Source organism: Alistipes sp. An116, from assembly GCF_002161005.1.
GTDB lineage: Bacteria > Bacteroidota > Bacteroidia > Bacteroidales > Rikenellaceae > Alistipes > Alistipes megaguti.
Map to the genome: position 1 here is coordinate 1 of NZ_NFLR01000037.1, position 7,068 is coordinate 7,068.

Below are 7,068 nucleotides of genomic sequence, written 5' to 3' on the forward strand. Positions count from 1 at the left end.
ACGGCATTTAGTTCTATAGCTGACAACTTTATTCTTTATGTCCCCTCTGCATCTGTAAATAATTATAAAACTGCAGATGTATGGAAAAGATATGCCGATCAAATTGTCGGATATGATTTCTGATAGTCTGAATTGACAAACTTATGTCACAATCTCTCCTGCTGTGTCTCTGCATGGCAGGAGAAAGATTAAAAATATGGCAAAGAAATTTCAAATTATAGGGCTATCTTTATTATTGGTAGCATTCGGTTGGGAGTGTTTTTCTCAAGCACTTTCTGATAATAAGATAGAATCCTTGTTAGCTGAACTGCATCATAAAATCGACATGCTTTGGGAGTCTGAATACGCAGAATTTACGCAAAGTCCCCAAAATACTACAACCAGTATTGCGCTCGTCGATATGAATCTGACAAACAAACAATGGAAACCGTATGAACAGATACGAGCCGATTTTAAGTTGTCAGATGAACAAGAAAAATTTGGCCAAATGGCACGAATCATCTTATATATATCGGGCAGTATTTGTGTGATATTGGCAGAAAGATTCAAGAAAGGCTGTTTGTGGAAGAATAACGGCTGATTCGATTTTTTAGGACAGACTTGTGCAGACGGTCTATATTATACCGTTTTGCACAAGTCTGTCCTTTTATATTACTTGCATAATTCATAAATTTTAGCTATATTTACATCATAATCAAAGATTTAATCACAATACAAATTTTAGCTAAAATGAAAAGAAAAACACCGATAACAGATTGACAAACGGGCACAGAGATATTGAATGATATTGAAATCTCCTATACTGCCAAATCCATATCCTATGATCTTGATGGAATATGTCTTTTTGTAGGACGCCGAAAAGATAATCCCACACCCATAGAGTTCTACTACTTCCTTGAACTCGATATAGACACTACTCAAGCCGTTACAATCTCCTTTCTAAAAAGAGGTCTTCTACAAATAGGATTCAATTTTACACTACCATCTCAAGAGTCCAATCAAGGCCCCTACATCGCAAAATTTCCGAATGTAATTACCATTCCACCAATCGGATATCCGCTCAATCTTTTTGAAGCGCATATCCACAGTGATACTATTGTGTTCAACTATACGGCACAAAATGGAACCAAGAAAGAGTTCCGCTTTTCACTGGCTGGCTTCAACGAGAAATATTTGGAACAGTTTGTATAAATACAAAAACATCTAACAGTTTCCGAGGACAGACTTTGCAAAGAAGCTCAAATATGCCCCTTTGCGAAAGTTTGTCCCTTTTCTTCTATTTATTAACCTTACAACTTGTTTAAACCGCGACGAAAAGACAGAAACAAGGGGCGAACGGGCTATGCGTAAATCACTGAATAGCATCTATATTCATACAGGATGGTGCCATAGCTCAGTTGGTAGAGCAAAGGACTGAAAATCCTTGTGTCGGCGGTTCGATTCCTGGTGGTACCACTTTGAAGAGAAGCAAAAAGTTGCAAAACCCTGATTTCCAAACGAAATCAGGGTTTTCTCTTTTCCCCGGCAGCGCAAAAAACAGCGGTTTTCGGCACCTTTTGGTGGAGCAATCGGTGGAGATGAAAACCACCCCATTTATCTCCACCGAATTAGCGCTTTTCTCGCTGAAATGCAATATTTTGCATGACGCCAAATCGGATCTAGGTTCCTACATTTGTCGAACCAATCCTCCCGGTCTTTTCTTCCTCAAGAAGACCAGGCTGCTGAAAAACGGAGAGGCCTCCGTCTGCATGCGCATCACCGTCAACGGGACGCGCGTCGAGAACAACATCCGCAAGAGCATCGACCCTGCCCTGTGGAGCCAGGCCAAGGAGACGGCCCGCGGCAAGAGCCGTCGCGCCTGCGACCTGAACACCTATATCGAGGAGGCCCGCATCAAATTGTATCAAATCTTTTGCGAACTGGAGCAGCAGAACCGCCCCGTCACGGCTCACCTGCTGCAGGAGCTCTTCTTCGGGCAGGAGAAGCCGGAAGAGGTCCGCACGCTGTTGGAGACCATGCAGGAGCACAACGACCAGTGCCGGGCGCTGGTCGGGACGGATTATGCGCTGATTACGGTCCGTCGCTACGAGAGTTGCCGACGTTATCTGGCTGAGTTGATCCGCCAGCGTTACGGGAAGGAGGATCTGCCCCTCGCGGAGGTCAACGGCGAGCTGGTCCGTGCCTTTGCCTTCTATCTGAATACGGAGAAGGGATGCCAACAGAATACCGTCATCCGCTACATGAAGTGTCTGAAAAAGATTACCAATCTGGCCCGCGCCAATGACTGGATGGCGAAGGCCCCCTTCCTCGGAATTCGTTTCCACGAGAAGGAGGTCGTCCGGGAGTTTCTGACGATGGACGAGCTGCAGACCATCTACCGCAAGGAGTTTCCGTTGGAGCGGTTGACGCTGGTCCGCGACGTCTTCATCTTCGCCGCCTTCACGGGGCTGGCCTTCATCGACGTGCAGCAGCTCGCCCCGGAGCACATCGTCCGCGACAACAACGGGAACCTATGGATTCGCAAACCCCGTCAGAAGACAAAAAATATGTGCAACATCCCGCTGCTGGATATTCCGCAGGAGATTCTGCGCAAGTATGCAGACCACCCCACCTGCCGGAAAAAGGGCGTATTGCTGCCCGTTCCATGCAACCAGAAGATGAACAGCTATCTGAAGGAGATTGCCGACATCTGCATGATCCGCAAGAATCTGACCACGCATACGAGTAGGCATTGGTCTCAGATATATCCACTGAATGAGAGATATTTACAGAGATCTGTCAGCCGACAGGTAACGATTTAGTAACAACTATTCTTTCTGAATACAACCCATTATCTTTTAATTAGTTACGATGCGTTGTTTGGGCGACAGGTAATGGATTTGTAACGTGCTAACTTCTATATTCTTCATCGCTTTGAAGTGGGGTGATTAGCTGAGGGCAAAGATAACTATTTTTTGGGAAACTCAGCACCATATACCAACTTTCATTTGGCTTTCTATCAATAATCTCTTAATCTACCTGCATAATTTTAGCAATATATAAATTCATGAAATGCGTTTTTAATTTATATATCCGTAATTTTTCTACACTATTTTAATTTATAACTTTCGTATATCGGATTTTATTTGTAACTTTGCCACAAATAAGATAAATACAACAAGTATGATAGCAAACTTTTCGGTTGAAAACTTTTTCTCTATTAAATCGGCTCAAAAAATTAGTTTTGAACCCACATCAGATACTTTTATGTCTGATGAATATTCGTATGAGGTTAAAGATGGGGTTAGATTGCTGAAGGTAGGCATCATCTATGGTGCCAACGCTTCCGGTAAAACTAATGTATTAAATGCCATTGAGTTCTTCAGAATGTTGGTTTTGAGAATGCCTAAAGACCGGAATGAGAAAACGGGAGTTGTTCCTTTCATGCTGGACGATACTTCAAGAAATGAAACAACAAAGATGTCGATGGTATTTTATATCAACCAATCGAAATATATTCTTAGTTTTGAATTAGATGCAAAGTATATTCATTCCGAGGCATTGGTCGTTTATGATTCTATTCGCCCTACCAAGTTGTATAATCGCAGTTATGATGCCGCGACAGATTCCACATCCATTGAGTTTGGTTCAAGCCTGAAAATGTCACGGAAAAGCCAAGAAGTAATTTCCGGGAATACAATCAATAATTGCAGTGTGCTTGCCGCGTTTGGCAAAAGCAATGTGGAACGGACAAAGTTAAATGATGTGTACGATTACTTTGCCAACCATGTAAAGGATGTATTAGCTCCTGGCATGTTGCTTTCTGGGTATGTCAAATCACGATTGGATAAAGACGAAACAGGAGATTTGAAGAAGTTCATTTTAAATTTCCTGAAAGCATCCGATTTCAACATAGAAGATGTGGTGTTGCACGAAGAAGAAGAGTTGATTACCCCTGAATTGGAACAACTGATTCAGAATGCGCCTATTGACAAAGAGGCCAAAGCCGAAATGCTAAGGAGGGGCAAAATCACAAACGCGGCGCTGACTTTCAAGCATAAGGCAGGCGATAAAGTGTATGATTTGTCTGAAGAATACGAATCCAATGGTACGATGAGGTTTTTGGGAATGGCAGTGATTCTGAATTTCTTGTTAAAGACTAATCGGTTTATGCCTATTGACGAAGTAGAGACAAGTATTCATTACGAACTGCTGGCTTATTTCCTGAAAGTATTTTTAGCAAACAGCAATAGGCCGTCTCAAATGCTCCTGACAACGCATGACATTAATCTGCTTAATGAAGATTTCATTCGACGTGACACAATATGGTTCACTGATAAAGACGAATTGGGCGAGACCCAAATAGTGCGCCTTTCTTCTTTGGGATTGCACAAAAATCTCTCCCCTTACAATGCCTACAAGCAAGGGAAGTTAGTAAAATTGCCGTTCCTTGGCAGCCAATACATTAACTTAAACGACCAATGATATGGGGCGAACAGTAACAAAAAGTATTGCTATCATAGGCGAAGGAGAAACGGAGTGGTTTTATTTTGACTCTTTGAGGGTTGCGTGTCGTTATCCTTTCAAGGTCGCACCTGATTTTCCTCAGCATAGCGACATCAAGCATATTCTGAAATTGGTCGAATCCTATTTGAGTAAACAATATGATTTTATCGTATGCTTGTTTGATATGGACAGACTGTTACAGTATCCCTCTGAAATGCAGTCATATCAGCGTGCAAAGAAAAAGTATCATGCAAAGAAGTATGCCGGAAAAGTGATGTTCGTAGAAACGAATCCTTGTACGGAATTTTGGTTCTTGCTTCATTTCTTGCCTAATGTAGTTTGTCGGCGATATGAGAGTTACGAGCAGCTGCTTCCTGAATTGCAGAAATACATGCCGGGATATGAAAAAACAAAAAGATATTTCATACGCACTAACCTCTACAAATATCTGACAGAGAATGGTGATTTGGAACGAGCGATGTCAAATTCCGAAAAGCTATGCCAACTCTGCAAGGAATCTCCAGAGGATTTGAAGGCATATTCAGAGATACATAAGGTAATAGAGTTATTAAATGAAATTAAATCCATATAATCATATGGCAAAGAGTAGAAATTTTTCTGTTTATCTTCTAAAAAATGGATTCAATGCACACAACTCATTAAAGGATGGACATCATTTAACCCTTCTTAATGAAACTGGCACCAGCATTCCAGCAGACGGAATAATGTATTATGGACAAAATCCAACAAAATCGCCATGGTGGAAAGAATATTGGGGAATAAGCCAAGACTTACGCCAAACATCAGTAAGTGCAATTGTTTTTTTGCCTGTTAGAGATAGGTGGTTTGCTCTAACATTTGGGGCAAGTTATCATAATCTGAGAGAGAATTCTTATGAATACGAGTTCGGGATTAGAACGACCTTGAATACATTAGATCCGGAAAAAATCAAATCAACGGATTTATTGATGCCCGAGACGGCTAAAAGGCAGCGCATTCAAATTCCAAGTGCTTCCAGTTTGACTTATTTTGATTTTAACACTGATGAGTCAATTGTTAAACGATTGACTGGAGCTGTAAAAGAGGAATATAAGGATTTATTACGTAATGTAACAGGCTCAAGTAGCCTTAGATTTACCACGGCGTGGGAAGCTGGTGAATTAACGGAATTGTGTTCCCGCTTGCTTGAAATTTATACACGGCGAGACTATGAAGTGGCGTTTCCTGATTTACACAATATTACTCCCATAAAAGATCCTGATTTGACAAGTTGCCTCAAGGAACAACTTTTGACTGCTTTTCAAGAGGAATCCTCAGATCTTACATTAGGAATCCCAGATATTGTTGACTATTCAACGAATTTCAGGGTAAAATATGGTGGAGCAACCAAATATTCTAAAGAATATGATGATGTAGATATCTCAAATTATAGAGAATATCTTGACGAGTGCCATGTAGATATTGATAACGTCTCATTATTTGGCAAACATACGCTCTGTATATTAGATGAGAATGAGAACTTATTACAAGCCTTTTCGATTTATAAGTCCCTGTTGTTCGACTGTAAACATGATGATAAAACGTATCATCTTTGTGAAGGCAATTGGTATGAGATTGATACAAACTTTATTGAGCGACTCAAAACGGAATTGGATCCTATATTTGTTGATAATCATGATATACTATGTGAATGTAATCAAAAAAGAGAAGATGAGTATAACAGAGATGTAGAAAGTCGTTCTCCAGAAAATGTTCGTTGCCTTGATAAAAGCTCTATTGCACCTCAAGGGCAACGCAATGTAGAACCATGTGATTTAATCGCTGTCAAAGACAATATGGCAGAGTTAATACACAACAAGATATCAACTCGTTCGGCCTATTTAAGCCACTTATTTAATCAAGGCGTAAATTCTGTGATACTTTTACGACAAAATGCGGAAGCAAAAAATAAATTAAAAGAATTAGTAGGGCATAACCCTTCTTTGGAGGAAAAAATAGACAATGATCGATATCATGTAACATATGGGATTATTACAAAAAAGGAGAAAGAAAAGAAATCCGATGCTTTGCCAATATTTTCTCGTATAAGTCTTCTTAGGTGTGTTAAGACATTGAAACTTATGAAGATTCCTACGACGGTATTTCTAATTAAAGATAGTATTGATAGGAAACAACTAAATGAAGATTAGTTATGCTTCAAGTAAGCATGTAGTGAGGGCAAGATGCGATACTTGCCCTCATTTTTTACATTGCCTTTATCATCTTCTCGATGAATGCTATTTCTTTATCAGTTAGATGGTATTTCAGGTAGAGTTGTTGGTCTATTTCCGGGATTGATTTGCTCCAATTAATATCATTATTGCTTGTAAAATCCAAAATTGGGATATAAGCGAATTTATCTTTTGCAATATTCTGAGTTAGCAAAATAGTCGATAATAAAAATCTGACAAAACGTGTTTTTAAAGTAAGCAACCGGTGAATACCGTATTGATTTGACAGAGAATATTACTATTAGGTCCGACTAGGTCCAACTTGTATAAAGTTGGCTCAAGTCGGACCTAGTTTGTACTACTTGGGAGTGAT

General features: G+C 40.2%; 6 protein-coding genes and 1 tRNA gene. All 7 read left to right on the forward strand.

The features are described 5' to 3' along the window. The first annotated feature begins 196 nt into the window (after positions 1-196). Positions 197-580 (forward strand): hypothetical protein, encoded by a 384-nt coding sequence (locus B5E60_RS13315; RefSeq protein ID WP_087312411.1) that lies wholly within the window; start codon positions 197-199, stop codon positions 578-580. Between the two features lie 197 nt (positions 581-777). Beyond that, on the forward strand, positions 778-1,191 hold the full coding sequence (locus B5E60_RS13880; RefSeq protein WP_143260780.1) for a hypothetical protein: 414 nt from the start codon (positions 778-780) through the stop codon (positions 1,189-1,191). Between the two features lie 191 nt (positions 1,192-1,382). Next, positions 1,383-1,455 (forward strand) — tRNA-Phe (locus B5E60_RS13320). A gap of 182 nt (positions 1,456-1,637) precedes the next feature. Beyond that, entirely contained in the window at positions 1,638-2,801 is a 1,164-nt protein-coding gene (locus B5E60_RS13325) for a site-specific integrase (protein ID WP_162611652.1), read from the forward strand. A gap of 361 nt (positions 2,802-3,162) precedes the next feature. Continuing rightward, positions 3,163-4,464 (forward strand): AAA family ATPase, encoded by a 1,302-nt coding sequence (locus tag B5E60_RS13330; RefSeq protein WP_087312415.1) that lies wholly within the window; start codon positions 3,163-3,165, stop codon positions 4,462-4,464. A gap of 1 nt (position 4,465) precedes the next feature. Further along, the gene (locus B5E60_RS13335) at positions 4,466-5,077 is read left to right on the forward strand and encodes an RloB family protein (RefSeq protein ID WP_087312417.1); all 612 of its coding nucleotides are present in this window, start codon (positions 4,466-4,468) and stop codon (positions 5,075-5,077) included. Between the two features lie 4 nt (positions 5,078-5,081). Beyond that, positions 5,082-6,674, forward strand: a complete 1,593-nt coding sequence (locus B5E60_RS13340) for a DUF6119 family protein (protein WP_162611653.1) — start codon at positions 5,082-5,084, stop codon at positions 6,672-6,674. Positions 6,675-7,068: the final 394 nt, after the last annotated feature.

Bases quoted from the DNA above. Each gene is read 5' to 3' on its own strand.
- B5E60_RS13315 (WP_087312411.1), top strand. From the start codon at position 197: ATGGCAAAGAAATTTCAAATTATAGGGCTATCTTTATTATTGGTAGCA.
- B5E60_RS13330 (WP_087312415.1), top strand. From the start codon at position 3,163: ATGATAGCAAACTTTTCGGTTGAAAACTTTTTCTCTATTAAATCGGCT.
- B5E60_RS13335 (WP_087312417.1), top strand. From the start codon at position 4,466: ATGGGGCGAACAGTAACAAAAAGTATTGCTATCATAGGCGAAGGAGAA.
- B5E60_RS13340 (WP_162611653.1), top strand. From the start codon at position 5,082: ATGGCAAAGAGTAGAAATTTTTCTGTTTATCTTCTAAAAAATGGATTC.